The organism is Streptomyces sp. CY-1 (assembly GCF_047218265.1).
Classification (GTDB): Bacteria; Actinomycetota; Actinomycetes; order Streptomycetales; family Streptomycetaceae; genus Streptomyces; species Streptomyces niphimycinicus.
This window is the reverse complement of record NZ_CP178393.1, coordinates 3,166,254-3,191,577: the sequence shown is the minus strand read 5'-3', so window position 1 is coordinate 3,191,577 and position 25,324 is coordinate 3,166,254. Positions and strand designations below refer to the sequence as shown.

Genomic DNA, 25,324 nt, shown 5'->3' with positions numbered 1-25,324 from the left:
CCTACGCCACGCCACGCCGCGCCCGGATCGACCGGGCGCGGCGTACGCGTGCGCGGAGCGGGTCAGGCCAGCTCGGAGGCGTAGGGCGGCTCCGCGCCCGCCCGGGAGCAGGTGATCGCGGCGGCGCGGGCGGCGAAGTCCAGCACATCGAGCCAGGCCGCTTCGTCCAGCTTGGCCAGTGCGGGGGCCGACAGCGCCTGGTGCCCCGCCAGCCGGTGCAGCAGCGCGGCGTTCACGGTGTCGCCCGCTCCGATGGTGTCCACGATGTCCACCCGCTCGCCCGGCACCGAGAGCACCGAGCCGTCCTGGCGCCGTACGCTCAGCCCCTCCCCGCCATGGGTGAGCACCACGGCCGCCGGGCCCGCCGCCAGCCACTCGCCCACGGCCGTCTCCACATCCTCCGCGTCCTGCGAGTCGGCCAGCCATCGGGCGTCCTCTATGGACAGCTTCAGCAGGCCGATATGGGGCAGCCAGCCCTGGAAGCGCGCCCGGTAGGCGTCGGCGTCGGGGATCAGGCCGGTGCGGACATTGGGGTCCAGCGTGGTGAAGACACCGCGCGCGGCCTCCCGTCGCAGCAGCTCCTCATACGCGCTCGCGCCCGGCTCCAGCACCAGCGAGCAGGTGCCCAGCGACAGCGCGCTCACCCCCTCGGGAAGGGACGGCGGCAGGGTGAAGAGCCGGTCCGCGGTGCCCTGCACATAGAACCCGTATCCGGCCGAGCCATCGGCCCCGATAGAGGCGACGGCGAGGGTTGTGGGCTCCTGGCCGCGCTGCACCAGCGCGGTGTCCACGCCGTCCTTCCGCAGCCCCTCCAGCAGCGCCTCCCCGAAGCCGTCCGTGGAGACCCGCGAGCAGAACGCGGTGGGCGAGCCGAGCCGCCCCAGCGCCAGCGCGGTGTTGTACGGGCCGCCGCCGCGCGCCGGACGCAGCGCGGGCAGCCGGTCGCCCGCCGCGGCGCTCGACGTGCGCTCGGGCACGAGGTCGATCAGGGCTTCTCCGGCGACGACGATCACGAGACGGGGTCCTTTCCGGGGCGCCCGGGGGTTCCGGGGAGCGGTCGGTCGAGCGGTTGGTCGAGCCGTTGGTCGAGCGGTCGGCCGGGGGTTTCGGCCACACAGCCGCAGGAGGTGCGGTGGACGAAGGCGCAGGGCAGCCGGACGGTGCGCGGCGGCCGCCCCGGGTTCTCCAGCCGGTCGAGCAGCAGCCGGACGGCGGTGGCGCCGACCTCCCGGCTGGGCTGGGAGATCGCGGTGAGCCCGGGGGAGAAGACATCGGCCCAGGAGAAGTCGTCGAAGCAGACGAGCGCGAGATCGTCCGGCACGCTCAGGCCCGCCGTCCGCAGGGCGCGCAGCGCGCCGATGGTCATCGCGTTGTTCGCGGTGATGATCGCGGTGGGCGGCTCGGAGGAGGCCAGCAGCCGGTGGACGGCGTCCTCCGCGCCCCGTGCCTCGGAGTGGCCCTCGGCCAGCAGCCCGGGGCGGAACGGCAGCCCGTACCGCTCCAGCCCGGCCCGGTAGCCCGCGATCCGCTCGGTGGTGGTGCTCAGCCCCGGCAGCCCCGCGACCAGTCCGATACGGATGTGGCCGAGGCCGGCGAGATGGTGGACCAGTTGTTCGACGGGGCGGGAGTTCTCGGCGCACACCTGGTCATGGGCGTCGCCGACCAGCCGGTCGAGGAAGACGGCGGGGATCTTACGGCGGGCCAGATACTCCAGCAGTCCGGCGGGCTCGGCCGAGGGGGCGACGATCACGCCGTCCACCCGCCGCTCATGGAGCAGCCGGACGACCTTGCGCTCATGCTCGGGATCGTCATGCGGATCGGCGATCAGCAGCCCGTACCCCTGCTCCAGGGCGCTGGACTCGACGCCCTGGAGGATCTCGGTGAAGTACGGATTGCTGATCGCCGAGACGGCCAGCCCGATCGAGCGAGTGCGCGCGGTCACCAGGGAGCGCGCCAGCGTATTGGGGATGTAGCCGAGGTCCTCGATGGCGTCCAGCACGGCCTTACGGGTGTCCGGGCGGACCGGCCGGGTCTCGTTGAGCACATGCGAGACGGTGGCCACGGACACCCCGGCACGCCGGGCGACGTCGACCATGGTTGCCATCCGCTGTGGTCCTCCGCGTCGAGGGTCGTCGGGTTGTCGGGTCGTCGGGGCCACCGGATGCATGAGGCCACCGGGCCCTGGGGGCACGTAACGTATCGCATCCACGGTCGGACGTAAACGTTTGCGCAAGCGCTTACGCCCTCCCTGGGAGGCGGCGACGAGTGGACGGATCTGTGCCGGTATGGTCGGAGGGCCCCCTCACACCCCTCAGGAGCCGTATGTCCAGCCAGCCCGCTTCCCGCCGAACCCTGCTGTGCTGCGCCGCGCTGGCCGGAGCCGCCGGGCTCGGGGCGGCGGCCTGCTCCCCGGACGGTTCGGGCCGGAAGGCGTCCTCGACGCCCACCGCCCCCGTCGAGCTCGGCTCGGCCGATGTCGTCCCCGTCGGCGGCGCCAAGATCTACCGGGAGCAGCGGGTGGTGGTCGCCCAGCCCGCCAAGGGCGAGTTCACGGCGTTCAGCGCGGTGTGCACCCACGCCGGATGCGTTGTCGACAGTGTCGAGGACGACAAGATCAACTGCCCATGCCACGGCAGTCAGTTCGACGCCCGCACCGGCAAGGTCCTCCAGGGGCCCGCGGAGAAGCCGCTGCCGTCGATCCCGGTCACCGCGAAGGGCGGACGACTTGTGGCGGGTCCCGACGCCTGAGCGAAGCCGGACGCCTGGACGGGCCCCGACGCCTGAGCGGGCGCCCGTGCCTGGACGGCTCCCGACGCCTGAGCGGGCGCCCGGCGCGCGCCCGAGCGGCCGCGGAATCCCCAAATCCACTGGACCTCGGCAGACCCCCTCCCGAGAGCCCGGATGTGTCACTCCCCGCAAGTAGGGTGGTGACCATGGCCGACCCGAGCAGCTACCGCCCCAAGCCGGGACAGATCCCCGAGTCGCCGGGGGTCTACAAGTTCCGTGATGAGCACGGCCGGGTTATCTACGTGGGAAAGGCGAAGAGCCTGCGCCCGCGGCTCTCGTCGTACTTCCAGGACCTGGCGAACCTCCACCCGCGCACCCGCACCATGGTCACCACGGCCGCCGCCGTGGAGTGGACCGTGGTCTCCACCGAGGTCGAGGCCCTACAGCTCGAGTACTCCTGGATCAAGGAGTTCGACCCCCGGTTCAACGTCAAATACCGCGACGACAAGAGCTACCCCTCCCTCGCCGTGACCCTGAACGAGGAGTTCCCCCGGGTCCAGGTGATGCGCGGCGCCAAGAAGAAGGGCGTGCGCTACTTCGGCCCTTACGGCCACGCCTGGGCCATCCGCGAGACCGTCGATCTGATGCTGCGGGTGTTCCCCGTCCGGACCTGCTCCGCCGGGGTGTTCAAGCGCTCCGCCCAGATCGGCCGCCCCTGTCTGCTCGGCTATATCGGCAAATGCTCGGCCCCCTGCGTCGGCCGTGTCACCGCCGAGGAGCACCGCGAACTCGCCGAAGAGTTCTGCGACTTCATGGCCGGCCGCACCGGCACCTATCTGCGCCGCCTGGAGCAGCGGATGCACGAGGCCGCCGAGGACATGGAGTACGAGAAGGCGGCCCGGCTCCGCGACGACATAGGGGCGCTCAAGCGCGCCATGGAGAAGAACGCGGTGGTTCTCGCCGACGCCACCGACGCCGATCTGATAGCGGTCGCCGAGGACGAGCTGGAGGCCGCCGTCCAGATCTTCCATGTGCGCGGCGGCCGGGTGCGCGGTCAGCGCGGCTGGGTCACCGACAAGGTCGAGGCCGTCGACACCGCCGGGCTGGTCGAGCACGCCCTCCAGCAGCTCTACGGGGAGGAGCGCGGCGACGCCGTCCCCAAGGAGGTCCTGGTGCCCGCCGTGCCGGACCCGGCCGAGCCGGTCACCCAGTGGCTCACCGAGCGCCGGGGCTCCCTGGTCGATCTGCGCATCCCGCAGCGCGGCGACAAGAAGGACCTGATGCAGACCGTCCAGCGCAACGCCCAGCAGGCGCTCGCGCTGCACAAGACCAAGCGCGCCTCCGACCTCACCACGCGCTCCCGGGCCCTGGAGGAGATCGCCGAGGCCCTGGGGCTGGACTCCGCCCCGCTGCGCGTCGAGTGCTTCGACATCTCCCATCTCCAGGGAGATGACGTGGTGGCCTCCATGGTGGTCTTCGAGGACGGGCTCCCCCGTAAGAGTGAGTACCGCCGCTTCCAGATCAAGAGCTTCGCCGGGCAGGACGATGTCCGCTCCATGCATGAGGTCGTCAGCCGCCGCTTCCGCCGCTATCTGCTGGAGAAGCAGAAGACCGGGGAGTGGGAGGAGCAGGCCACCGGGGCCATGGAAAATACGCCGACGGAAGATACGCCGACGCAAGATACAGAGACCACCGGGCAGCCCCTCGACGGCCCCTCCGACGGCCTCTCCGAGGGCCCCTCCGGCCCGATCGACGAGGAGGGCAGGCCGAAGCGGTTCGCCTACCCGCCCCAGCTCGTCGTGGTCGACGGTGGAAAGCCGCAGGTGGCCGCCGCCCAACGGGCCCTGGACGAGCTCGGCGTCGACGATGTCGCCGTCTGCGGCCTCGCCAAGCGGCTCGAGGAGGTGTGGCTGCCGGACGAGGAGGACCCGGTGGTGCTGCCCCGCAGCAGCGAGGGGCTCTACCTCCTCCAGCGGGTCCGCGACGAGGCCCACCGCTTCGCCATCACCTATCAGCGCAGCAAGCGCGCCAAGTCGATGAAGGCCGGGCCGCTGGACACCGTTCCGGGCCTCGGTGACAGCCGTAAGCAGGCCCTGCTGAAGCATTTCGGCTCGGTCAAGCGGCTGCGCGCCGCCACGGTCGAGCAGATCTGCGAGGTGCCGGGCGTCGGCCGTAAGACGGCCGAGACGGTCGCCGCGGCGCTCGCCGGGTCCGCCCCGGCCGCGCCCGCCGTGAACACCGCCACAGGAGAGATCATTGAGGACGAGGCCGCCGGTGCGGCGTCCTCGTCGAACGGGGGGACCAGACCATGACCGAGCACGAGAACCATGGAGACGGAGCGCAGGTGAATACGGGCACGTCGGGCGAGCCCGCCGAGGTGGCGGCCATCCCCGAGCTGGTGATCATCTCTGGAATGTCGGGCGCGGGCCGCAGCACCGCGGCCAAGTGTCTGGAGGACCTCGGCTGGTTCGTCGTGGACAACCTGCCGCCCGCGCTGATCCCCACCATGGTCGACCTGGGCGCCCGCTCCCAGGGCAATGTGGCCCGGATCGCCGTGGTGGTGGACGTCCGCGGCCGCCGCTTCTTCGACAACCTCCGCGAGTCCCTCGCCGACCTCGCCGCCAAGAGCGTCAAGCGGCGCGTGCTGTTCCTGGAGGCGTCCGACGAGGCCCTGGTGCGCCGCTTCGAATCCGTGCGCCGCCCGCACCCCCTCCAGGGCGACGGCCGGATCGTGGACGGCATCGCCGCCGAGCGCGATCTGCTGCGCGAGCTGCGCGGCGACGCCGACCTGGTGATCGACACCTCCAGCCTCAACGTGCATGAGCTGCGCGCCAAGATGGACCCGCAGTTCGCGGGCGAGGAGGAGCCCGAGCTGCGGGCCACCGTGATGTCGTTCGGCTACAAGTACGGGCTGCCGGTCGACGCCGATCTCGTGGTGGACTGCCGCTTCCTGCCCAATCCGCACTGGGTCCCCGAGCTGCGCCCCTTCACCGGGCTCAACGAGGAGGTCTCCAGCTATGTGTTCAACCAGCCCGGCGCCAAGGAGTTCCTCGACCGCTACGCGGAGCTGCTCCAGCTCATCGCCGCGGGCTACCGCCGCGAGGGCAAGCGCTATGTGACCATCGCCATCGGCTGCACCGGCGGCAAGCACCGCAGTGTGGCGATGTCCGAGCGGCTCGCCCCACGGCTGGCCGCCGAGGGAGTGGAGACCGTCATCGTCCACCGGGACATGGGGCGCGAGTGACCATTCGTACCAAGCGGCTGCGACGGCTGGTCGGAGCACGGACCAGCCGGAGCGCGCAGCCCAAGGTCGTCGCACTCGGCGGCGGCATGGGCCTGTCCGCGTCGCTCGCCGCACTGCGCCGGATCACCGGCGACCTCACCGCCGTCGTCACCGTGGCCGACGACGGCGGCTCCAGCGGGCGGCTCCGCGACGAGCTGGGCGTGCTGCCGCCCGGCGACCTGCGCAAGGCCCTGGCCGCGCTGTGCGGCGACGACGACTGGGGCCAGACGTGGGCGCGGGTCATCCAGCACCGCTTCATCAGCGAGGGCGAGCTGCACGGCCACGCGGTCGGCAATGTGCTGATCGTCGCCCTGTGGGAGCAGCTCGGCGACCATGTGAAGGCGCTCGACCTGGTCGGCAAGCTGCTGGGCGCCCATGGCCGGGTGCTGCCCATGTCGGCCGTCCCCCTGGAGCTCCAGGCGTACGTGCGGGGCCATGACCCGGCGCACCCGGACGAGGTGTCCACCGTCGCCGGGCAGGCCACCGTGGCGCTGACCCGCGGCGAGGTGCAGTCGGTCCATCTGGTGCCGCACGACCCGCCGGCCGTCCCCGAGGCCGTCGAGGCGGTCATGGACGCCGACTGGGTGGTGCTGGGGCCCGGCTCCTGGTTCTCCTCCGTGATCCCGCATCTGCTGGTCCCCGATCTGCTCCAGGCACTCACCGAGACCAAGGCCCGGCGGGTGCTGTCACTGAACCTCGCCCCTCAGCCGGGAGAAACCGATGGCTTCTCTCCGCAGCGTCATTTGGAGGTTTTGGCCCGACACGCCCCTAAACTCGCCTTCGACGTGGTGCTGGCCGATGAGGCCGCCGTCCCCGACCAGAGCAGTCTGTGCGACGCGGCCAAGCGGCTGGGCGGCACGGTCGAGCTGGCGCCGGTGGCCGCGACCGACGGTGCCCCGAAGCACGACCCGGAGCTTCTGGCGGCCGCGTACGACCGTATTTTTCGGATGCATGGAAGGATCGGCCCATGGCGATGACGGCAGCGGTGAAGGACGAAATCTCCCGGCTCCCCGTCACCCGGACCTGCTGCCGGAAAGCGGAGGTCTCGGCGATCCTGCGGTTCGCGGGCGGGCTGCACCTGGTCAGCGGGCGCATCGTGATCGAGGCGGAGCTGGACACCGGGATCGCGGCCCGCAGGGTGCGCAAGGACATCCTGGAGATCTTCGGCCACTCCTCGGATCTGGTGGTGATGGCCCCCGGAGGGCTGCGCCGCGGCAGCAGGTACGTGGTGCGGGTGGTGGCGGGCGGTGACCAGCTCGCGCGGCAGACCGGCCTGGTCGACGGCCGCGGCCGGCCGATCCGCGGACTGCCGCCGCAGGTCGTCTCCGGCGCCACCTGCGACGCCGAGGCCGCCTGGCGCGGGGCCTTCCTCGCCCATGGCTCGCTCACCGAGCCCGGCCGCTCGTCCTCCCTGGAGGTGACCTGCCCCGGCCCGGAGGCCGCGCTCGCACTGGTCGGCGCCGCCCGCCGGCTCCAGATCGCCGCCAAGGCGCGCGAGGTGCGCGGGGTGGACCGGGTGGTCGTCCGGGACGGTGACGCCATCGGCGCGCTGTTGACGCGGCTGGGGGCCCATGAGTCGGTCCTCGCCTGGGAGGAGCGGCGGATGCGGCGCGAGGTGCGGGCGACCGCCAACCGCCTCGCCAACTTCGACGACGCCAATCTGCGCCGCTCGGCCCGCGCCGCCGTCGCCGCCGGGGCCCGGGTGCAGCGCGCCCTGGAGATCCTGGCCGACGAGGTGCCCGAGCACCTCGCGGCGGCCGGCCGGCTGCGCATGGAGCACAAGCAGGCGTCCCTGGAGGAGCTGGGCGCCCTCGCCGACCCGCCGCTGACCAAGGACGCCGTCGCGGGCCGCATCCGCAGGCTGCTGGCCATGGCCGACAAGCGCGCGCAGGACCTGGGCATCCCCGGCACGGAGTCCAGTCTCACCGAGGAGATGGCCGAGGGCATGGTCGGCTGACCGCGCTCCCAGAGCTGCCGCCCCCAGACCGGCACCGAAGCCTCCCCCCGCCCCGCCCCTGGATCACGCGAGCGATCCGGGGGCGTTCGCGTCCCCAGGGCCATGTACGGACCGGTCCGCGCGCCGCTGTTGACATGACCATGTGTCCTGACAAGTCTGGTGCGCCTGCGCACCCGCGGGTCTTCACACGACAGCCAGGGGGGCTGATGAAGCTCAGACGCACGGTGAGATCGAGCGGCGCGGTGGTGGCACTTGCCGCGCTGCTCCTGGGGGGACTGGCCGCGACACCCGCGGCCCCCGCACAACCTCCGGCGAACCCCGCCGGCGACGGGCTGTCCGTATGGACCGCCCAGGTCACCAAGGGCCAGATTCCGCTGCTGCTGCGCGCCGGAGCGGACGGCACCGAACTGGGGCGGCAGGTGCCGGAGAAGGGCACCGGCCCGGTCGAGCTCTACCTCACCGGGAAGCAGGCCGCCGCACTGCGCGGCAAAGGCGTGCGGCTCACCGAGAAGAAGATCTCCGCACCGACCCGCAACCGCCTGAAGGCCGCGGGCGACGGCGTCTTCCGCCCCTACAGCGGCCAGGGCGGGCTCCAGCAGGAGATCGTCGAGACCGGCCGGGCCCACCCCGGCCTCACCAAGGTCGTCAGCATCGGCAAGACCGGCCGCGGCAAGGACATCCTCGCCCTCAAGCTGAGCAAGGGCGCCGGGAAGACCCGCGACGGCAGCAAGCCGTCGGTGCTGTACATGTCCAATCAGCACGCCCGTGAGTGGATCACGCCGGAGATGACCCGCCGGCTGATGCACTACTACCTCGACAACTACGGCAAGGACGACCGCGTCACCAAGATCGTGGACCGTACCGAACTGTGGTTCGTCCTGTCCGCCAACCCGGACGGCTACGACTACACGCATCAGAGCCCGGACAACCGCCAGTGGCGCAAGAACCTGCGCGACAACGACGGTGACGGCAAGATCACCGCGGGCGACGGCGTCGACCTCAACCGCAACTTCGGCTACAAGTGGGGCTACGACAACGAGGGTTCGTCCGCCCATCCGGCCGACGAGACCTACCGGGGACCCGCCCCCGCCTCCGAACCGGAGACCAAGGCGCTGGACGCCTTCGAGAAGCGCATCGGCTTCACCTACGGCATCAACTACCACTCGGCCGCCGAACTGCTGCTCTACGGCGTCGGCTGGCAGGTCGCCACCCCGACCCCGGACGACGTTCTCTACAAGTCCCTCGCCGGCACCCCGGAGCACTCCGCGATCCCCGGGTACCACCCGCAGGTCTCCTCCGAGCTGTACACCACCAACGGCGAGGCCGACGGCCACGCCGCGAACGTCAACGGGATGATGATGTTCACCCCGGAGATGTCGACGTGTCAGACCGCCTCCGGCGTCGACCCGAACGACGCCTGGCAGCCGCGTGACTGCGCGTCCGTCTTCACCTTCCCCGACGACGAGAAGCTGATCGCGCAGGAGTTCACCAAGAACATTCCCTTCGCGCTCTCCGTCGCCGAGACCGCAGAGCACCCCGACCGGCCGTCCTCGTCCGTCGGTCTGACCGCGCCCGACTTCACCCCGGACACCTTCAGCACGTCCTACGCCCGCGGCGGCGACCAGGACGTCGCCGTCACCGTCCGCAAGAGTGTTCGCGACAAGCGGCTCAACTACCGCGTGGACGGCGGCCGTACCCGCACCGCCTCGCTGAAGGCGTGGCAGGGCGGCGAGACCTACGGCGGCGAGGACAACGTCCTCTTCGACCAGTACCGCGCCGCCGTCAAGGGCGCGGACCCCGGACAGCGGGTCAAGGTCTGGTTCACCGGCCGTACGAAGAGCGGCAAGCGGACCGCCAGTGAGCCGTTCACCTACACCGTGGCCAAGCGGGCCCGCGCCGACACCCTGGTGATCGCCGAGGAGGGCGGCAGCTCCCCGGCCCGGCACACCGCCGCGTACACCCGGGCGTTGGCCGACAACGGCCGTAAGGCCGCCGTCTGGGACGTGGCCACCCAGGGGGCGCCGTCCGCGCTCGGGGTGCTGAACCACTTCAGGACCGTGCTCTGGTACACCGGCGCCGAACGGCCCGGCGGCCCGACCCTGCTCGCGGTGCGGGACTTCCTCAACGAGGGCGGCAAGCTGATCACCACCGGTGAGCGGGCGGGCGGCAGCTCCGAGGTGGGACCGGCCGACACCGACGACTTCAGCCAGTACTACCTGGGCGCCGACAGCCGGCTCACCCTGAAGTCGCCCACCGCCTTCGAGGGCGCCGGCGCGCTCGCGGGCACCGGCGCGAACCTCGGCGACGCCCCCGGCAACCCCCTGGACGCCGCGGGCGCCTATACGGTCACCTCCGATGTGCTGCCGCCGAAGGACTTCCCCCAGTTCCGCAGCGCGGGCGCGGGCGCGTACCCCGGCGCGCGCACCCCGTACCAGCCCTATGAGGGTGACTGGATGGCGGCCGCGGGCCACCGTGACAACTCCTGGATGCGGCTGTCCCGTACGGTCGATCTGACCGGTGTGGCCGCCGCCGACAAACCGGCCCTGGCCTTCCGGCTCAGCTATGACACCGAGCCCGGCTACGACCATGTGGTCATCGAGGCGCACACCGCGGGCCAGGACGACTGGACCACCCTGCCCGACGCGAACGGCGGTTCCTCCACCGAGGTGCCCGCCGAGTGCGAGGCGGGCTTCCTGCTCAATCTGCACCCGTTCCTGAAGCACTACCTGACCCCCGGCGACGACGGCTGCGGCGCGCGGGGCAGCACCGGAGCCTGGAACAGCCTGACGGGCTCCTCCGAGGGGTGGCGGCCGGTCTCCGTGGACCTGAGCGGCTACGCGGGCAAGAAGGTCGAGCTGGCGCTCTCGTACGTCACCGACCCGGGCACCGGCGGCCGGGGCGCCTTCGTGGACAGCACCGAGTTCACCGTCGGCGGCACCGCCAAGGACTCCGAGGGCTTCGAGACCGCGCTCGGCCCATGGGCGGTCTCGGGGGCGCCGGAGGGCAGCCCGGCGAACTCGGCGGACTGGTCCCGTTCCCGGGAGCTCTTCCACACCGCCGCGGGCGTCACCACCCGGGACACCGTGCTGCTCGGCTTCGGCCTGGAGCATGTCCCGGACGCCGCCCAGCGGGCCCGGCTGGTGGCCGACGCGCTACGTGCGCTGCGTCGTTGACAGCGCGTGACAAATCGTGACTGAATCGGCGGCCCGTACCACTTTCCGGTGGTCATGGGCCGCCGATTGCCAATGTCACGTACGTCCCGTGATAGCGGTAGGGTCGGAGGCGGTCGGGGACATCCCATATACGTTCGCCGGCGTCCAGACCGGCACACCAACGAGGAGATCGGTTCGTGACGATCCGCGTAGGCATCAACGGCTTTGGCCGCATCGGTCGCAACTACTTCCGCGCGCTCCTTGAGCAGGGTGCGGACATCGAGATCGTCGGTGTCAACGACCTGACCGATAACGCCACCCTGGTGCACCTGCTGAAGTACGACACCATCCTCGGCCGGCTGAAGCACGAGGTCAGCCACACTGAGGACACCATCACGGTGGGCAACCAGACCTTCAAGACGATGGCCGAGCGCGACCCGGCGGCCCTTCCGTGGGGCGAGCTCGGCGCCGACATCGTGGTGGAGTCCACCGGCATCTTCACCAAGCGCGAGGACGCCGCCAAGCACCTCGCCGCCGGCGCCAAGAAGGTCCTGATCTCCGCGCCCGCCAAGGACGAGGACATCACGATCGTGATGGGCGTCAACAACGAGAAGTACGACCCGGCGAACCAGCACGTCATCTCCAACGCCTCCTGCACCACCAACTGTGTGGCGCCGATGGCCAAGGTCCTCGACGAGAACTTCGGCATCGTCAAGGGCATGATGACGACGGTCCACGCGTACACCAACGACCAGCGCATCCTGGACTTCCCGCACAAGGACCTGCGTCGCGCCCGCGCGGCGGCGGAGAACATCATTCCGACCTCCACCGGTGCCGCCAAGGCCACCGCGCTGGTCCTGCCGCAGCTCAAGGGCAAGCTGGACGGCATCGCGATGCGCGTCCCGGTCCCGACCGGCTCGGTCACCGACCTGGTCCTGGAGCTCGACCGCGAGGTCACCAAGGACGAGATCAACACGGCCTTCCAGAAGGCCGCCGAGGGTCAGCTCAAGGGCATCCTGGAGTACACCGAGGACCCGATCGTCTCCTCGGACATCGTCAACTGGCCCGCGTCCTGCACCTTCGACTCCTCCCTGACCATGGTCCAGGGCAAGCAGGTCAAGGTCGTCGGCTGGTACGACAACGAGTGGGGCTACTCCAACCGCCTCGTCGACCTGACCGTCTTCGTCGGCGAGCGGCTCTGACCGCTGTCCCGATGAGCCAGGAATGGGGCCCGCTACGACGGCGTCGTAGCGGGCCCCGATCCATGATCAAGGAGTCATCCCTGTGAAGACGATTGACGATCTTCAGGTCGCCGGGCAGCGGGTCTTCGTCCGCGCCGATCTGAACGTCCCGCTCGACGGCGAGACGATCACCGACGACGGCCGGATCCGCGCCGCCGTCCCGACGATCAACAAGCTCCTGGACCGGGGCGCCAGGGTGATCGTCGCCTCGCATCTGGGCCGCCCCAAGGGCGCCCCGGACCCCCAGTACTCGCTCGCCCCCGTCGCCCGGCGGCTCGGCGAACTCCTCGGCAAGCAGGTCGCCTTCGCGACCGACACCGTGGACGAGACCGCTCAGGCCACCGTGGCGGGGCTCGGCGACGGCGAGGTCGCGCTGCTGGAGAACCTGCGTTTCAACGCCGGTGAGACCAGTAAGGACGACGCCGAGCGCGGCGCCTTCGCCGACCGGCTCGCCACCCTCGCCGACCGCTACGTGGGCGACGGCTTCGGCGCGGTCCACCGTAAGCACGCCTCCGTGTACGACCTCCCGGCCCGGCTGCCGCACGCCGCGGGCGAGCTGATCGCCGCCGAGCTGTCGGTCCTGAAGAAGCTCACCGAGGACGTCAAGCGGCCCTACGCGGTCGTCCTCGGCGGCGCCAAGGTCTCCGACAAGCTCGGCGTCATCGACCACCTGCTGGAGAAGGCCGACCGCATCCTGATCGGCGGCGGCATGGCCTACACCTTCCTCAAGGCCCAGGGCCATGAGGTCGGCGGCTCGCTGCTTCAGGAGGACCAGGTCCCGGCGGTCCAGGACTATCTGCGCCGGGCCAAGGAGCGCGGGGTGGAGTTCGTGCTCCCGGTCGATGTCACGGCCGCGTCCGAATTCCCGGACCTGAAGACCAAGGCCCCGGCGAACCCGCAGGTCATCGCCGCGGACGCGATCCCGGCCGATCTTCAGGGGCTGGACATCGGCCCGGAGACCCGCAAGCTGTACGCCTCGAAGCTGGCCGACGCGGCCACCGTCTTCTGGAACGGCCCGATGGGCGTCTTCGAGCACCCCGACTTCGCCGAGGGCACCCGGGCCGTGGCCCAGGCGCTCCTGGACAGCCCGGCCTTCACCGTGGTCGGCGGCGGCGACTCCGCCGCGGCCGTACGGATCCTGGGCTTCGACGAGAACGCTTTCGGCCACATCTCGACCGGCGGTGGAGCGAGCCTCGAATACCTCGAGGGCAAGACGCTCCCCGGCCTCGCCGCACTGGAGGACTGAACACTGTGAGTGACCGTACGCCGCTGATGGCGGGCAACTGGAAGATGAACCTCAACCACCTCGAGGCCATCGCCCACGTCCAGAAGCTCGCCTTCGCACTCGCCGACAAGGACTACGAGGCCGTGGAGGTCGCGGTGCTGCCGCCCTTCACCGATCTGCGGTCGGTGCAGACCCTGGTCGACGGCGACAAGTTGAAGATCAAGTACGGCGCCCAGGACATCTCCGCGCACGACTCCGGCGCCTACACCGGCGAGATCTCCGGCTCGATGCTGTCCAAGCTCAAGTGCACCTTCGCCGTCGTCGGGCACTCGGAGCGGCGCCAGTACCACGGCGAGTCCGACGAGCTGTGCAACGCCAAGGTCAAGGCGGCCTTCCGCCATGACCTCACCCCGATCCTGTGCGTCGGCGAGGGCCTGGAGGTCCGTAAGGCGGGCAACCAGGTCGCCCACACCCTCGCGCAGGTCGACGGCGGTCTCAAGGACATCCCCGCCGAGCAGGCCGAGACCATCGTGATCGCCTACGAGCCGGTCTGGGCGATCGGCACCGGCGAGGTGGCGACCCCCGAGGACGCCCAGGAGGTCTGCGGGGCCATCCGTGGCCGGCTCGCCGAGCTGTACGGCCAGGAGGTCGCCGACAAGGTCAGGATCCAGTACGGCGGCTCGGTGAAGTCCGGGAACGTCGCGGCGATCATGGCCCAGCCGGATGTGGACGGCGCCCTGATCGGCGGCGCGGCGCTGGACGCGGACGAATTCGTCAAGATCGTTCGTTTCCGCGACCAGTGAGTAGGCCCTAGCGCGCGCGTCGTCGTACCCTGTCGGGGGTCGAGGCGGTGGGAATCGCACCGTCCGGCCCCCGACGTCCGTACAAGCCCGAGAAGGTTGGTCCAACTGTGATCATGGGGTTTTCGATCGCCCTCATCATCTTCAGCCTGCTGCTGATGATGTTGGTGCTCATGCACAAGGGGAAGGGCGGCGGCCTGTCCGACATGTTCGGCGGCGGCATGCAGTCCTCGGTGGGCGGCTCCTCGGTCGCCGAGCGCAACCTGGACCGCATCACCGTGGTGGTCGGGCTGCTGTGGTTCGTCTGCATCGTCGTGCTCGGGCTGCTGATGAAGCTCGACTGAGGCTCCGGCGGGGCCCGCCGAGGGCCCGGCCGACGCCCGATAACTGACGTACCGTCGTCAGCGGGGCCCATATGCGGCCTATGATGGCAAGGCGTCCTCGGGGACGGGTGTAACTCCTCTCACTGGACGCGCGTTGGGCCTTACGTAGACTGGGGCGCCGGGCGGCGAAGCTGCCAATCGAGGCTTCGCGGCACCATCACGCAGGGAGTTACGACCGTGGCAAGTGGCAACGCGATCCGTGGAAGCCGGGTCGGAGCGGGGCCGATGGGAGAGGCCGAGCGAGGCGAATCGGCGCCGCGCCTGCGCATCTCCTTCTGGTGCTCGAACGGGCATGAGACCGTGCCGAGCTTCGCCAGCGACGCGCAGATCCCTGACACGTGGGACTGCCCCCGCTGCGGCTTCCCGGCCGGCAAGGACCGGGACAACCCGCCGGACCCGCCGCGCACCGAGCCGTACAAGACGCATCTGGCGTACGTACGGGAGCGGCGCAGCGACGCCGACGGCGAGGCGATTCTCGCCGAGGCACTCGCCAAGCTCCGGGGCGAGATCTAGACACAGCACGCGGTACGACGGCCCGGCCGGGCACCTCCTGTGAGGGGTGCGCGGCCGGGCCGTTGTCAGTGGTGCGGGCTACGGTCGTGGGGTGCTGAATCCCCGGGGGGAGCCGTCCCGCCGGGCGGGGGCGGACGCATGGGGGGATCGTGATGGCCGCGGTGGACGCCGGTGAGCTGGGCGCCGGAGAACCGGTGGTGCCCGCGTGGCGCGGGGGGTTCGGGCGGCTGTGGGCGGCCGCGGTCGTCTCCCGGTTCGGGGACGCCCTGCGGGGTGCGGCGCTGCCGCTGCTGGCCGTCTCGCTGACCGATTCGCCGGTGCTGGTCTCGCTCGTGACCGCCTGCGGCTTTCTGCCCTGGCTGCTGTTCGGGCTGATCGGCGGGGCGATCGCCGACCGGGTGGACCAGCGGCGGGCGATGTGGGCGGTGGACGGCGCGCGGGCCGTCCTGATGGCGGGGTTCGCCGTCGCCGTCTGGCTGGACCGGGCCACCATCGGGCTGCTGCTCGTCCTCGCGTTCGCCCTGACCACGCTCCAGACCCTGTTCGACAACGCCGCCACGGCGCTCCTGCCCTCGGTGGTCGGGCAGCAGGCGCTGGGCAGGGCCAACGCCCGGCTGATGACCGGGCAGGAGGTCATGGGCCGGTTCGTGGGCGCCCCGCTGGTGCCGGTGCTGCTGGGGCTCGGCGCCGCGATGCCGTTCGCGGCGGACGCGGTCACCTATCTCGCCGCCGCCGTGCTGGTGGCCTCGCTGGGGGTGACACCCCCTCAGCGGGCCCCGCGCCCGCCGGGCGGATCGCTGCGGCGCGATATCGCCGAGGGCCTGGCCGTGCTGTGGCGGGACCGGACGCTGCGGGCGCTGTGCGCCTCCACCACGCTGTGCAATATCGGCATCGGCGCGCTCATCGCCACCCTGGTGCTGCACATCACCGGCTGGCTGGGCGCCGGGAACACCGGCTATGCGGCCGTCATCACCGTGTACGGCATCGGGAGTGTGATCGGGGGGCTGGTGGCCGCCCGGCTCACCGAGAAGCTGGGGCGCGCCCGTGCCCTCGTGGTGTGCGGCACCGCGCAGATCGGCGCCCTGGTCGTCCTCGGGGCGATACGGAGCCTGCCGGTCGCGGTCGCCGCCATGGGCCTCTTCGGCTTCGCGGGGATCGTCTGGAACGTGACCGAGGTGACGATGGTGCAGCAGCGCAGCCCCGACGGGGCACTGGGCCGGGTGAGTTCGGCCTTCCGCACCCTGTCGACCGCGGGCGCCCCGCTCGGCGCGCTGCTGGGCGGGGTGATGGCCGCGGCGTGGGGGCTCAACACCCCCGCGCTGGGGGCGGCGGCGCTCTTCGTCTGCGGGGTGGCGGCCCTCGTTCCGGGAATGCGGTCCGTCATCAATTAGGTTGGTGGCCACGGGGGCCAGGCACCGACGAGAAGTGGGCTGATGTCCGAGATGACCATGGAAGGCCGCACCAGGCTGGACGAGCTGCCGGAGTGGCATGCGCTGGCCGCACACCGCAAGGATCTGGGCGATGCGCATCTGCGCGACCTGTTCGAGGGCGACCCGGAGCGCGGGCGCCGCCTCACCCTTCAGGTCGGCGATCTCCACGTCGACTACTCCAAGCACCTGGTGACCGACGAGACGCTGCGGCTGCTGCGCGAGCTGGCGCGGGCCACCAAGGTGGCCGAGCTGCGGGACGCCATGTTCCGCGGCCAGCGGATCAACACCACCGAGGACCGCGCGGTGCTGCATATCGCGCTGCGTGCACCGCACTCCGCGGAGATCAAGCTGGGCGGCGAGGACGTCGTCGGCGAAGTGCACGCCGTGCTCGCCAAGATGGCCGTCTTCGCCGACCGGATCAGGTCCGGCGACTGGACCGGCCACACCGACAAGCGGATCAAGAACGTCGTCAACATCGGTATCGGCGGCTCCGATCTGGGCCCGAAGATGGCGTACGAGGCGCTGCGCGGCTATTCCGACCGCTCGATGACCTTCCGGTTCGTCTCCAATGTGGACGGCGCGGATATGCATGAGGCGGTGCGCGACCTGGATCCGGCCGAGACGCTGTTCATCGTCGCCTCCAAGACCTTCACCACCGTCGAGACCATTACCAACGCCCTCTCCGCCCGCGACTGGCTGCTGACCGGGCTGCGGGCCGGTGAGGAGGCCGTCGCCAAGCACTTCGTGGCGGTGTCGACCAATGCCGAGAAGGTCGCCGAGTTCGGTATCGACACCGACAACATGTTCGGGTTCTGGGACTGGGTCGGGGGGCGCTATTCCTATGACTCGGCCATCGGCCTTTCCTTGATGGTCGCCATCGGCCCGGACTGCTTCCGCGAGATGCTGGCCGGCTTCCATCTGGTCGACGAGCACTTCGCCACCGCCCCGCCGGAGGAGAACGTCCCTCTGCTGATGGGCCTGTTGGGCATCTGGTACGACAACTTCCACGATGCCCAGGCGCATGCCGTACTGCCGTACTGCCACTATCTGTCGAGGTTCACCGATTATCTTCAGCAGTTGGACATGGAGTCCAACGGCAAGTCCGTGGACCGGGACGGCCATCGCGTCGGCTGGCAGACCGGCCCGATCGTCTGGGGCACCCCCGGCACCAATGGCCAGCACGCCTACTACCAACTGCTCCACCAGGGCACCAAGCTGGTCCCGGCCGATCTGATCGGCTTCGCCCGGCCGGTGAAGGGCATGCCGCCCGGTCTGGAGTCCCACCACGACCTGCTGATGGCCAACCTCTTCGCCCAGGGCCAGGCGCTGGCCTTCGGCAAGACCTCCGAGGAGGTCGCCGCCGAGGGGGTGGCCGAGGAGCTGGTGCCGCACAAGACCTTCGCGGGCAACCGCCCCACCACCACCATCCTCGCTTCCGAGCTGACCCCGTCGGTGCTGGGCCAGTTGGTCGCCCTCTATGAGCACAAGGTCTTCGTCCAGGGCGCCGTCTGGAACATCGACTCGTTCGACCAGTGGGGAGTGGAGCTCGGCAAGGTGCTCGCCAAGCGCGTCGAGCCGGCCCTGACCGAGGGCGCCGAGGTGCCGGGTCTGGACACCTCCACCGAGCATCTGGTGGCCACCTACCGCTCGCTGCGCGGCCGCTGAGGTCCTTTGCGGCGCATATGACCGATCCCCCGGGCGCCTGATAGCGCGCGGGGGATCGTCCGCGATACGAGGGGGGATTACGGCGACGCCGGGGGATACAGCTCCCGCGGCAGACCGGCCGCCGCGGCCCGGTCCAGCAGCCACAGCGTGCGCGCGCGGCCGTACGCACCCGCCGCCGGAGCCTGGAGCTCCCCGGCCCCCGACAGGGCTATCGTGACCGCCCTCGCCTTGTCCTCACCGGCCGCCAGCAGCCACACCTCCCGTGCCGCGCGAATCGCGGGCAGGGTCAGCGAGATCCGTATGGGCGGTGGTTTGGGCGCGCCGCGCACCCCCACCACCATCCGCTCGGTCTCCCGGACGGCGGGCAGCTCGGGGAAGAGCGAGGCCACATGGGTGTCCGGGCCGACGCCCAGCAGCAGCACATCGAACGACGGCACCGCGCCGTGGTTCTCCGGCCGCGCGGCCCGGGCCAGCTCGGCGGCGTACGCCTCGGCCGCGGCGTCCACGTCACCGCCGTTCGCCCCGTCCGACGCGGGCATCGCGTGCACCCGCGCCGGGTCCAGCTCCACCGCGTCCAGCAGCGCCTCGCGGGCCTGGGTGACATTGCGGTCGGCGTGGCCCTCCGGCAGGAATCGCTCATCGCCCCACCACAGGTCAAGCCGCGACCAGTCGACCGCGTCGCGCGCCGGGGAGGCGGCGAGCGCGGCCAGCAGGCCATTGCCGTTGCGCCCGCCGGTCAGGACGACCGAGGCGGAGCCACGGGCGGCCTGGGCGTCCACGATCTTCGTGATCAGCCGGGCCGCCGCGGCCTGGGCCATCAGCTCCTTGTCGCGGTGGACGACCACCTGTGGCGCGGTCACTTGTCCGCCTTCCCGTCCGCCTTCCGCTCCGGGGCCTTCGCCGGGGGGTGCGGCTTGGGAGCCGGTGGCTGTGCCGGTGCCTGCGGCGGGTTCTTCGGCGAGCCGGGCGCATGCTCCGGCGGCGCCTCCGGGTCCCGGGTCGGCAGCGGCGGCCGGTCCGGCTCCGGTGTCACCTGGGTCGCCGGGGCGGCCTTGGCGTCCCGCTCCAGCACGCCCACGCCGCCCTGGCCCAGCTTGTTCACGCCGAACTTCACCGACGACGCGTAGATCTCGTCGGGGTCCAGCCGGCGCAGCTCCTCGGCGATCAGCTCCGAGACCTCACGCCGCTGGAGCGCCACATGCCGGTCGGGCTGGCCCGGCATCGCCAGCTCGGCCAGCGAGCCGTTCGCCCGGTCCAGGCAGATCACGCCGTCGGCCGTCTCCAGCCGCACCGCGGTGAGCCCGGGGCCCTCCGAGACCTGCCGGTCCACCGGCACCCCCAGCCGCTCGGCGAGCCACAGCGCGAGCAGCTCGCTGCTCGGGTTGTACGCCTCGCCCTCGACGACCGCGGAGGTGATCGGGGAGTGCCGCTGGTCCAGCGCGGCGGCCAGGACGCTGCGCCACGGGGTGATCCGGGTCCAGGCCAGATCGGTGTCGCCCGGGGTGTAGGTCGCGGCCCGCAGCCCGAGGGCCGCGACCGGGTCCTCGGTGGCCTGGGCGTCGGTGATCCGGCGCTGGGCCAACTGCCCGAGCAGGTCCTCGCTGGGGTGCTCGGGGGCGTCCTCCGGCCACCACACCACCACCGGGGCGTCCGGCAGCAGCAGCGGCAGGACCACCGAGTAGGCGTGGTTGGCGAGTTCGCCGTGCAGCCGCAGCAGCACCGTCTCGCCGGTACCGGTCTCGCCGCCGACCCGCACCTCGGCGTCCATCCGGGCGATCTTGCGGTCGCGCGGTGACCGGCCCGGCCGCTTGATGACGACCAGGATGCGCGAGGGGTGTTCCTTGGAGGCGTCGCTCGCCGCCCGCAGCGCGTCGTAGTGATTGCCCTCGTCGGTGACGATGACGAGGGTCAGCACCATGCCCACGGCCGGGGTGCCGGTGGACCGGCGCGCCTGGATCAGGGCGGAGTTGATCCGGCTGGACGTGGTGTCCGTGAGATCGATGTTCATGGCCGCCGCCAGCTCCGTCCGTCTCGTGCGAGCATCTCGTCCGCGGCTTTCGGCCCCCAGGTCCCGGACGTGTACTGCTCGGGCCTGCCGTGCTTGTCCCAGTACTCCTCGATCGGGTCGAGGATCCGCCAGGACTGCTCGACCTCCTCATGGCGGGGGAAGAGATTCGCCTCGCCCAGCAGCACATCGAGCAGCAGCCGCTCGTACGCCTCGGGGCTGGACTCGGTGAAGGACTCGCCGTACTGGAAGTCCATCGTCACGTCCCGGATCTCCATGGAGGTGCCGGGCACCTTGGAGCCGAACCGGATGGTGACGCCCTCGTCCGGCTGCACCCGGATGACCAGGGCGTTCTGCCCGAGCTCCTGGGTGTCGGTGGCGTCGAAGGGGGAGTGCGGGGCGCGCTGGAAGACCACCGCGATCTCGGTGACCCGCCGCCCCAGCCGCTTCCCGGCGCGCAGATAGAAGGGGACGCCCGCCCAGCGGCGGTTGTCGATCTCCAGCTTGATCGCGGCGTAGGTGTCGGTCTTCGAGTGGGGGTCGATGCCCTCCTCCTCGAGATAGCCGTGCACCTCCTGGCCGCCCTGCCAGCCGGCGGCGTACTGCCCGCGCACCGTGTGCTTGCCCAGCTCCTTGGGCAGCTTGACCGCCCGGAGCGCCTTGAGCTTCTCGGTGACCAGGGAGGACGCCCCGAAGGAGGCGGGCTCCTCCATGGCGGTCAGCGCGAGCAACTGGAGCAGGTGGTTCTGGATGACGTCACGGGCCGCGCCGATGCCGTCGTAGTAGCCCGCGCGCCCGCCGATGCCGATGTCCTCGGCCATGGTGATCTGCACATGGTCGACGTACGACCGGTTCCAGATCGGCTCGAACATCGTGTTGGCGAAGCGCAGCGCCATGATGTTCTGGACCGTTTCCTTGCCCAGGTAGTGGTCGATCCGGAAGACATCACCGGGCCGGAAGACCTCGTGGACGACCTGGTTGAGCTCCTGGGCGCTCTTCAGGTCGTGGCCGAACGGCTTCTCGATGACCGCGCGCCGCCAGGAGTCGCCCTGGCCCTGCGACAGCCCGTGCTTCTTGAGCTGCTGGACGACGGTGGGGAAGAACTTCGGCGGGACCGACAGATAGAAGGCGAAGTTCCCGCCGGTGCCGCGCGCCTTGTCGAGCTCCTCTATGGTCGCCCGCAGGGTCGTGAACGCCTCGTCGTCGGAGAACGCGCCGGGGACGAAGCGGAACCCCTCGGCGAGCTGCTGCCAGACCTCCTCGCGGAACGGGGTCCGCGCGTACTCCTTGACCGCGTCGTGCACGACCTGGGAGAAGTCCTCGTCCTCCCAGTCGCGGCGGGCGAAGCCGACCAGCGAGAAGCCCGGCGGCAGCAGCCCGCGGTTGGCCAGGTCGTAGATGGCGGGCATCAGCTTCTTACGGGACAGATCGCCCGTGACACCGAAGATCACGAGGCCGGACGGCCCCGCGATGCGCGGGAGCCGTCGGTCTCGTGGGTCACGCAGCGGATTGCTGCTGGTCACGGTCTCACGCCTCCGAGGGTGCGAGGCGCTCGAGCTCCGCCTCGGTGGACTTCAGCAGGTCGTTCCAGGAGGACTCGAACTTCTCGACGCCCTCGTCCTCCAGGACCTGGACGACGTCGTCGTAGGAGATCCCGATCCCGGCCAGCGCGTCGATGTCGGCCTTGGCCTGCTCGTAGGTGCCGCGCACCGTGTCGCCGCTGATCTCGCCGTGGTCGGCGACCGCCTCCAGCGTGGCCTCCGGCATGGTGTTGACGGTGCCGGGGGCGACCAGGTCCACGACGTACATGGTGTCCTTGTACGCCGGGTCCTTGACGCCGGTCGAGGCCCACAGCGGACGCTGCTTGTTGGCGTTCGCCCGGTCCAGGGCGGCCCAGCGGTCGGAGCTGAAGACCTCCTCGTACGCCTGGTACGCGAGGCGGGCGTTGGCGACGGCGGCCTTGCCGCGCAGCGCCTTGGCCTCGTCGGTGCCGAGCTTGTCGATGCGCTTGTCGATCTCGGTGTCCACGCGGGAGACGAAGAAGGACGCCACCGAGTGGATCTTCTGGAGGTCCAGGCCCGCGGCCTTGGCCTTCTCCAGACCGGCCAGGAAGGCGTCCATGACCGCGCGGTACCGCTCCAGGGAGAAGATCAGCGTGACATTGACGCTGATGCCCAGGCCGATCACCTCGGTGATCGCGGGCAGCCCCGCCTTGGTCGCCGGGATCTTGATGAAGGTGTTGGGCCGGTCCACCAGCCAGGCCAACTGCTTGGCCTCGGCGATGGTGGCGGCCGTGTTGTGGGCCAGGCGCGGGTCGACCTCGATGGAGACCCGGCCGTCCTGGCCGCCCGTCGCGTCGTAGACCGGCCGGAGGATGTCGGCCGCGTCGCGGACGTCCGCCGTGGTGATCATGCGGACGGCTTCCTCGACGGTGAGCTTGCGGACCGCGAGGTCGGCCACTTGCTGCTGGTAGCCCTCGCCGCCGGAGATCGCCTTCTGGAAGATCGACGGGTTGGTGGTGACGCCTACGACATGCTGCTGGTCGATCAGCTCGGCCAGGTTGCCGGAGGTGATCCTCTTGCGGGAGAGGTCGTCGAGCCAGATCGCGACGCCTTCGTCGGCCAGCCGCTTGAGTGCGTCTGTCATGGGGTGTGTTCTCCTACTCGTCGCTACTAAGTCGTCTGCGGGCTGTCAGCGCCCGGCGGCGTCGAGAGACTCGCGGGCGGCGGTCACCACGGCCTCGGCGGTGAGGCCGAACTCCCGGAAGAGCACCTTGTAGTCGGCGGAGGCGCCGAAGTGCTCCAGCGAGACGATGCGGCCGGCCTCGCCGACGTAGCGGTGCCAGGTCAGGCCGATACCCGCCTCGACGGCCACGCGGGCCTTGACGGACGGCGGCAGCACTGTCTCCCGGTACCCCCTGTCCTGCTCCTCGAACCACTCGACCGAGGGCATTGACACGACGCGGGTCGGAACCCCGGCGGCCTGGAGCTGCTCACGCGCCTCCACGGCGAGCTGCACCTCGGAGCCGGTGCCGATGAGGATGACCTGCGGCCGGCCGCCCTCGGCCTCGAAGAGGACGTAACCGCCCTTGGCGGCGTCCTCGCTGGCCTCGTAGGTCGGCACGTTCTGCCGGGTCAGCGCGAGGCCGTGTGGAGCCGGGTTCGCGCTGTGGCGGCGGGTGATCTCGCGCCAGGCGATGGCCGTCTCGTTGGCGTCGGCCGGGCGGACGACGTTCAGGCCCGGGATGGCGCGCAGTACCGAGAGGTGCTCCACCGGCTGGTGGGTCGGGCCGTCCTCGCCGAGGCCGATGGAGTCATGCGTCCATACGTAGGTGACCGGCAGCTTCATCAGCGCGGCGAGCCGGACGGCCGGGCGCATGTAGTCGGAGAAGACCAGGAAGGTGCCGCCGTAGACCCGGGTGTTGCCGTGCAGCGCGATGCCGTTCATGGTCGAGCCCATGGCGTGCTCGCGGATGCCGAAGTGCACGGTGCGGCCGTACGGGTCGGCCTCCGGCAGCGGGTTGCCCTTCGGGAGGAAGGACGAGGACGCGTCGATCGTGGTGTTGTTCGAGCCCGCGAGGTCGGCGGAGCCGCCCCACAGCTCGGGCAGCACCCCGCCGAGCGCCTTGAGCACCTGGCCGGACGCCTTACGGGTGGCGACATCCTTGCCCGGCTCGAAGACCGGCAGCGCGGACTCCCAGCCCTCGGGCAGCTCGCCCGCGGTGATCCGGTCGAACAGGGCGGCCCGCTCGGGGTTGGCGTTCCGCCACTCCTGGACCTTCTTGTCCCAGGCGGCGTGGGCCTCGCGGCCGCGGTCGACCAGGGCGCGGGTGTGGTTGATGACGTCCGTCTCGACCGCGAAGTGCTGCTCGGGGTCGAAGCCGAGGACGCGCTTGGTGGCGGCGACCTCGTCGGCGCCGAGCGCCGAGCCGTGCGACGCCTCGGTGTTCTGCGCGTTCGGCGCGGGCCAGGCGATGATCGTGCGGGCCGCGATGATCGAGGGGCGCTCGGTCTCGGCCTGCGCCGCCTTGAGCGCCGCGTACAGCGCGTGGATGTCGAAGTCGCCGCTCTCGGCCTGCTCGATGCGCTGGACGTGCCAGCCGTACGCCTCGTAGCGCTTGAGCACGTCCTCGGAGAGCGCGGTCGCGGTGTCGCCCTCGATCGAGATGTGGTTGTCGTCGTACAGGGCGACGATGTTGCCCAGCTTCTGGTGGCCGGCCAGCGAGGACGCCTCGGCGGAGATGCCCTCCTCCAGGTCGCCGTCGGAGACGATCGCCCAGATGGTGTGGTCGAACGGAGAGGCGCCCTCGGGCGCCTCCGGGTCGAACAGGCCACGCTCGTAGCGTGCCGCCATCGCCATGCCCACCGCGTTGGCGATGCCCTGGCCCAGTGGGCCGGTGGTGGTCTCGACACCGGTGGTGTGGCCGTACTCCGGGTGGCCCGGGGTCTTGCTGCCCCAGGTGCGGAACGACCGCAGATCCTCGAGCTCCAGTCCGAAGCCCGCCAGGTAGAGCTGGACGTAGAGTGTCAGGCTGGTGTGCCCCGGAGACAGCACGAAGCGGTCGCGGCCCGTCCAGTCCGCGTCGGAGGGGTCGTGCCGCATCAGCTTCTGGAAGAGCAGGTACGCGGCGGGCGCGAGACTCATGGCCGTGCCAGGGTGGCCGTTACCGACCTTCTGTACGGAGTCCATGGCCAGGACCCGGGCCGTGTCGACGGCCTGCCGGTCCAGATCGGTCCACTCGAGGTCTGTGGTAGTCGGCTTGGTGCTCACCCTGAGTCAGGGCTCCTCTCCACAATGTCGAAATCCGGTGACCGTATGTGCACCGGCGATGTCGAGCCTACCCCTGGAACAACGGTCGTCTTTTCGAGTTCCACTCAACGGGATAAGGAACGAATTCCGAGGTGGCCGCATTCCCTCCGGGGCCCGTCCGGATGGCGTCCCGG

At 70.9% G+C, this 25,324-nt stretch carries 20 protein-coding genes; 13 read left to right on the top strand and 7 right to left on the bottom strand.

The genetic code is table 11. The annotated features are described in order from the left end of the window. Nucleotides 1-62 precede the first annotated feature (62 nt). Together ACK1X7_RS13735 and ACK1X7_RS13730 are read right to left on the bottom strand one after the other, a co-directional pair. Nucleotides 63-1,013: a carbohydrate kinase family protein gene (locus ACK1X7_RS13735; RefSeq protein ID WP_413115128.1), complete on the bottom strand. Its 951-nt coding sequence runs from the start codon at nucleotides 1,011-1,013 to the stop codon at nucleotides 63-65. Beyond that, nucleotides 1,010-2,104 carry a LacI family DNA-binding transcriptional regulator gene (locus tag ACK1X7_RS13730; RefSeq protein WP_390792979.1) on the bottom strand — a complete coding sequence of 365 codons (1,095 nt, stop codon included), beginning with the start codon at nucleotides 2,102-2,104 and terminating at the stop codon, nucleotides 1,010-1,012. The genes ACK1X7_RS13735 and ACK1X7_RS13730 overlap by 4 nt, the downstream gene beginning before the upstream one ends. Nucleotides 2,105-2,322: 218 nt before the next feature. On the opposite strand from ACK1X7_RS13730, the gene ACK1X7_RS13725 reads away from it, so the two are divergent. The 13 genes from ACK1X7_RS13725 to pgi all read left to right on the top strand — a co-directional run bounded on the left by ACK1X7_RS13725 (nucleotide 2,323) and on the right by pgi (nucleotide 18,376). After that, a complete protein-coding gene (locus ACK1X7_RS13725) occupies nucleotides 2,323-2,748 on the top strand; it encodes a ubiquinol-cytochrome c reductase iron-sulfur subunit (RefSeq protein ID WP_385115790.1) in 426 nt (141 codons plus the stop codon). Nucleotides 2,749-2,933: 185 nt separating this feature from the next. Next, nucleotides 2,934-5,039, top strand: a complete 2,106-nt coding sequence (gene uvrC, locus ACK1X7_RS13720; RefSeq protein ID WP_390792980.1) for an excinuclease ABC subunit UvrC — start codon at nucleotides 2,934-2,936, stop codon at nucleotides 5,037-5,039. After that, nucleotides 5,036-5,971, top strand: coding sequence for an RNase adapter RapZ (rapZ, locus tag ACK1X7_RS13715; protein ID WP_216340873.1), 936 nt, complete (start codon nucleotides 5,036-5,038; stop codon nucleotides 5,969-5,971). The genes uvrC and rapZ overlap by 4 nt, the downstream gene beginning before the upstream one ends. Then, a complete protein-coding gene (locus ACK1X7_RS13710) occupies nucleotides 5,968-6,987 on the top strand; it encodes a gluconeogenesis factor YvcK family protein (protein ID WP_216340874.1) in 1,020 nt (339 codons plus the stop codon). The genes rapZ and ACK1X7_RS13710 overlap by 4 nt, the downstream gene beginning before the upstream one ends. Further along, nucleotides 6,978-7,967 carry a DNA-binding protein WhiA gene (gene whiA / locus ACK1X7_RS13705; protein WP_059144929.1) on the top strand — a complete coding sequence of 330 codons (990 nt, stop codon included), beginning with the start codon at nucleotides 6,978-6,980 and terminating at the stop codon, nucleotides 7,965-7,967. Before ACK1X7_RS13710 ends, whiA begins: the two co-directional genes overlap by 10 nt. Nucleotides 7,968-8,173: 206 nt before the next feature. Next, nucleotides 8,174-11,140, top strand: coding sequence for a M14 family metallopeptidase (locus ACK1X7_RS13700; protein ID WP_398159300.1), 2,967 nt, complete (start codon nucleotides 8,174-8,176; stop codon nucleotides 11,138-11,140). 176 nt (nucleotides 11,141-11,316) lie between these two features. Next, entirely contained in the window at nucleotides 11,317-12,321 is a 1,005-nt protein-coding gene (gene gap / locus ACK1X7_RS13695; protein ID WP_361507420.1) for a type I glyceraldehyde-3-phosphate dehydrogenase, read from the top strand. Between the two features lie 82 nt (nucleotides 12,322-12,403). Next, the gene (locus tag ACK1X7_RS13690) at nucleotides 12,404-13,606 is read left to right on the top strand and encodes a phosphoglycerate kinase (RefSeq protein WP_413115127.1); all 1,203 of its coding nucleotides are present in this window, start codon (nucleotides 12,404-12,406) and stop codon (nucleotides 13,604-13,606) included. A 5-nt stretch (nucleotides 13,607-13,611) separates the two neighbouring features. Further along, complete coding sequence (gene tpiA / locus ACK1X7_RS13685; RefSeq protein WP_390792983.1) at nucleotides 13,612-14,388, top strand: triose-phosphate isomerase; 777 nt, start codon at nucleotides 13,612-13,614, stop codon at nucleotides 14,386-14,388. A gap of 113 nt (nucleotides 14,389-14,501) precedes the next feature. After that, nucleotides 14,502-14,729 (top strand): preprotein translocase subunit SecG, encoded by a 228-nt coding sequence (gene secG, locus ACK1X7_RS13680; protein WP_014059875.1) that lies wholly within the window; start codon nucleotides 14,502-14,504, stop codon nucleotides 14,727-14,729. Between the two features lie 216 nt (nucleotides 14,730-14,945). Next, complete coding sequence (locus ACK1X7_RS13675) at nucleotides 14,946-15,281, top strand: RNA polymerase-binding protein RbpA (protein ID WP_009718803.1); 336 nt, start codon at nucleotides 14,946-14,948, stop codon at nucleotides 15,279-15,281. A gap of 152 nt (nucleotides 15,282-15,433) precedes the next feature. Next, on the top strand, nucleotides 15,434-16,672 hold the full coding sequence (locus ACK1X7_RS13670) for an MFS transporter (protein WP_385148624.1): 1,239 nt from the start codon (nucleotides 15,434-15,436) through the stop codon (nucleotides 16,670-16,672). A gap of 51 nt (nucleotides 16,673-16,723) precedes the next feature. Beyond that, the gene (gene pgi / locus ACK1X7_RS13665) at nucleotides 16,724-18,376 is read left to right on the top strand and encodes a glucose-6-phosphate isomerase (protein ID WP_413116875.1); all 1,653 of its coding nucleotides are present in this window, start codon (nucleotides 16,724-16,726) and stop codon (nucleotides 18,374-18,376) included. A gap of 77 nt (nucleotides 18,377-18,453) precedes the next feature. Here the strand turns inward: pgi and pgl are convergent, their stop codons facing one another. The 5 genes from pgl to tkt are packed head-to-tail and all read right to left on the bottom strand — an operon-like array spanning nucleotide 18,454 to nucleotide 25,151. Beyond that, complete coding sequence (gene pgl, locus ACK1X7_RS13660; protein ID WP_413115126.1) at nucleotides 18,454-19,236, bottom strand: 6-phosphogluconolactonase; 783 nt, start codon at nucleotides 19,234-19,236, stop codon at nucleotides 18,454-18,456. Continuing rightward, on the bottom strand, nucleotides 19,233-20,384 hold the full coding sequence (gene opcA, locus ACK1X7_RS13655) for a glucose-6-phosphate dehydrogenase assembly protein OpcA (RefSeq protein ID WP_216340881.1): 1,152 nt from the start codon (nucleotides 20,382-20,384) through the stop codon (nucleotides 19,233-19,235). Before opcA ends, pgl begins: the two co-directional genes overlap by 4 nt. Continuing rightward, entirely contained in the window at nucleotides 20,381-21,904 is a 1,524-nt protein-coding gene (zwf, locus tag ACK1X7_RS13650) for a glucose-6-phosphate dehydrogenase (RefSeq protein WP_385148619.1), read from the bottom strand. The genes opcA and zwf overlap by 4 nt, the downstream gene beginning before the upstream one ends. A 4-nt stretch (nucleotides 21,905-21,908) precedes the next feature. Then, entirely contained in the window at nucleotides 21,909-23,027 is a 1,119-nt protein-coding gene (gene tal / locus ACK1X7_RS13645; RefSeq protein ID WP_385148616.1) for a transaldolase, read from the bottom strand. Nucleotides 23,028-23,072: 45 nt separating this feature from the next. Continuing rightward, the gene (gene tkt / locus ACK1X7_RS13640) at nucleotides 23,073-25,151 is read right to left on the bottom strand and encodes a transketolase (protein ID WP_385148613.1); all 2,079 of its coding nucleotides are present in this window, start codon (nucleotides 25,149-25,151) and stop codon (nucleotides 23,073-23,075) included. Nucleotides 25,152-25,324: the final 173 nt, after the last annotated feature.

Coding starts and splice junctions, on each gene's coding strand:
- secG (WP_014059875.1), top strand. CDS start 14,502: ATGGGGTTTTCGATCGCCCTCATCATCTTCAGCCTGCTGCTGATGATG.
- whiA (WP_059144929.1), top strand. CDS start 6,978: ATGGCGATGACGGCAGCGGTGAAGGACGAAATCTCCCGGCTCCCCGTC.
- ACK1X7_RS13700 (WP_398159300.1), top strand. CDS start 8,174: ATGAAGCTCAGACGCACGGTGAGATCGAGCGGCGCGGTGGTGGCACTT.
- opcA (WP_216340881.1), bottom strand. CDS start 20,384: ATGAACATCGATCTCACGGACACCACGTCCAGCCGGATCAACTCCGCC.
- ACK1X7_RS13670 (WP_385148624.1), top strand. CDS start 15,434: ATGGCCGCGGTGGACGCCGGTGAGCTGGGCGCCGGAGAACCGGTGGTG.
- ACK1X7_RS13730 (WP_390792979.1), bottom strand. CDS start 2,104: ATGGCAACCATGGTCGACGTCGCCCGGCGTGCCGGGGTGTCCGTGGCC.
- rapZ (WP_216340873.1), top strand. CDS start 5,036: ATGACCGAGCACGAGAACCATGGAGACGGAGCGCAGGTGAATACGGGC.
- tal (WP_385148616.1), bottom strand. CDS start 23,027: ATGACAGACGCACTCAAGCGGCTGGCCGACGAAGGCGTCGCGATCTGG.
- uvrC (WP_390792980.1), top strand. CDS start 2,934: ATGGCCGACCCGAGCAGCTACCGCCCCAAGCCGGGACAGATCCCCGAG.
- ACK1X7_RS13725 (WP_385115790.1), top strand. CDS start 2,323: ATGTCCAGCCAGCCCGCTTCCCGCCGAACCCTGCTGTGCTGCGCCGCG.
- pgi (WP_413116875.1), top strand. CDS start 16,724: ATGACCATGGAAGGCCGCACCAGGCTGGACGAGCTGCCGGAGTGGCAT.